This is a genomic window from Odoribacter sp. Z80 (assembly GCF_009935865.1).
Lineage (GTDB): Bacteria > Bacteroidota > Bacteroidia > Bacteroidales > Marinifilaceae > Odoribacter.
Window position 1 is genome coordinate 1 of the sequence record NZ_QWEL01000024.1, and the last position, 2,336, is coordinate 2,336.

1 protein-coding gene is annotated in these 2,336 nt (G+C 52.9%); it reads left to right on the forward strand.

All coding sequences use genetic code 11. From position 1 onward, the window contains the following. Positions 1–2,336: discoidin domain-containing protein (locus tag D1136_RS10685; RefSeq protein ID WP_202623115.1), on the forward strand; the 2,336-nt coding region annotated here is incomplete at both ends.

The following is a 2,336-nucleotide window of genomic DNA, read 5'->3' on the forward strand; positions in this document are numbered from 1 at the left end:
GGTTTGCTTGTGTACCGTTCAGAGGATGGCCAGGGCGAGTCGGCTGTGACCCTCCATCTGCGTTGGTCGCTTGACGGTAATGCGTCCGCCCCGGTGAGTGCGGCCTCCGTGTCTTCCGGGGAAGTGCTTGTATCTTTACAGGGTCTGGAGATGGTTTATGTCCCGACCTCTCCTTTCTATATGGGAGACGGATTTTCTTCCGGCAGTTACCGTACTCCGACTTTCGGAGTACTTCCTTCTTCTAGCGACCTTATCGGGACGAACAGTAATTTTGTTTATACCGCTTCCACTAACAGCACTTATGCCGTACGTGCGGCAGACCGTCGGAATAATGCCGTTGACGACGGCAGCATGTCCCATTACTGGAGCAGTGCCGGTGGTAATTATCCGGCGTGGTGGCAGGTTGATTTCAAGTCCGACCGCCGGATTCTTTATTTTGGGGTGTCGGGTCTGTGCTGGGAGGAGTCTTCGCCTTCTCCGGGTGGCACCTGGTATCTGGAAGGTTCTCCGAGCGGTTCTTCCGGCAGTTGGGTAGAGCTGTGGCATGGCGGTCCGGAGGATTGGGGTGAGTCCCGTATATCTTACCCAGTCCAGCATGCAATCCGGGTGACTTCTCCGGGAAGTTACCGTTATTACCGCATCCGCGTGGATGATTCGCGCCGTAAAGATTTCTGGGACAACATATCGATCGCAAATGTCGCAATGACCGAGGATGACCTGTCTTGTTTTTCAGGTACCGGCTTCCTGCTTCAGGACGGTTGTTCTAACAGCCTTCCTTCTGGGTATGCCGACGGAGTTCGTGGTTATTATGCTATGAAATATGAGCTGACCCAGGAGCAGTATGTAACTTTCCTTAACCGTTTGCCCCGTTCCGCACAGTACAGCCGTACTATCGGAGGTTTGCTTGACGGGGTCCGGGAAGGAGAGTATGTCTACGGTCCCATGCGTGACCGTCCTTCTTTCCGGAACGGAATCATCGTCCAGGAGCGTCGTCTGAACAGCCGTTCCCCTTACTTGTTTGCGTGTAACCTGAATCCGGAGAATGTAGCAAACAGTCTGGACGATGGTCAGACGGTGGGTTGCAACTACCTCAGTCCCGGCGATATGCTTGCCTATGCCGATTGGAGCGGTCTGCGTCCGTTGAGTGAGCTTGAGTATGAGAAGATGTGCCGGGTGTTGTATCCTGAGTTGCCGTCTTCTCCTGATTACGCCTGGGGCAGTGTGTCTCCCTCCCCCGGCAGTGGTTGGCAGTCCTCCGGAACGGAGAGCGAACATGCTTCTTCTGGTAATGTGAATTCGGGAGGGAGTCTGGAAGGTCCTTGTCGTGTTGGTTCTTTTGTTGGTAGCGGTGTTCGTTCCTCTTCCGGCAATTCTTTTTTAGGTTTTTCCGATCTGAGCGGCAACCTGAGTGAGATATATGTGAATACAGAACTTTACGGTCTTCAGTTCCGCCGGGACCATTCGGGCAGTGGCGTCTTGTCTTCTTCCGGTGATGTGAGTGTGAGCCGGGAGTACTGGCCTCTGGAGGTGTCCGCTTACGGAGTTCGTGGAGGTGATTACAGTTCTTCTGATTCTTTTTTGCGTGTGGCTGACCGTAGCCGGATGTGTTCCTTTTTCGGAGATCTAAACGATAAGTTTCCAACAGTGGGGGTGCGTCTGGGTCTGAGTTGTGAGCCTGGAACCATGGAAACGGTACTAAGTCTTGAAAACGGTCTTCGTTCTGGTGCTACCGAAGTTTTTGATACGATTTGCGATGGTTCCGACTATGTGATCCGGGGTAGTGTGTTGCCCGTGGAGCATGGTCATTATTTCTGGTTTTGCAGTAAGGACAACGGGGAGTCCTGGGAACGTCTGGATGGCTGTACCTCGGCGGACCTTCATCTGCGAAACCTGACCTCCTTATTACCCCGTAACAGTCTGGAGGTTTTCCGTTATAAACGTCTGACTTATACGTTGCATGGTTATTCGGAGAGCGGCGTTGTCGGTCTGGTTGTTTCCCACGGCTATGAGTCCGACCGTATTTGTGATACTTTGCAGCCTTGTGTTGCCTCTCACGGTTTCACTCTTTCTACGAGGCTTCCCTCGACGTACCGTTGGGAGTGTCTGGATATCGGGAAGGAGCTTGAGTCTACGGTATTGTCTTCGGTGTCGAGCCGTCATGATTTGCGTGTGAGTGATTTTCAGTCTTCCGGTTCTTCGTGGCCTAGCGGTCTTTATACGATAGGGGTTGAGATCAATGTGGCGGGGAAGTGCCGTGAGGATGTCCGCTTGGAGGTCTTGGTGGTGCCCTATACGCGCAACCCTTTTCCTGACAAGGTGGTGACTTATGCGTATAA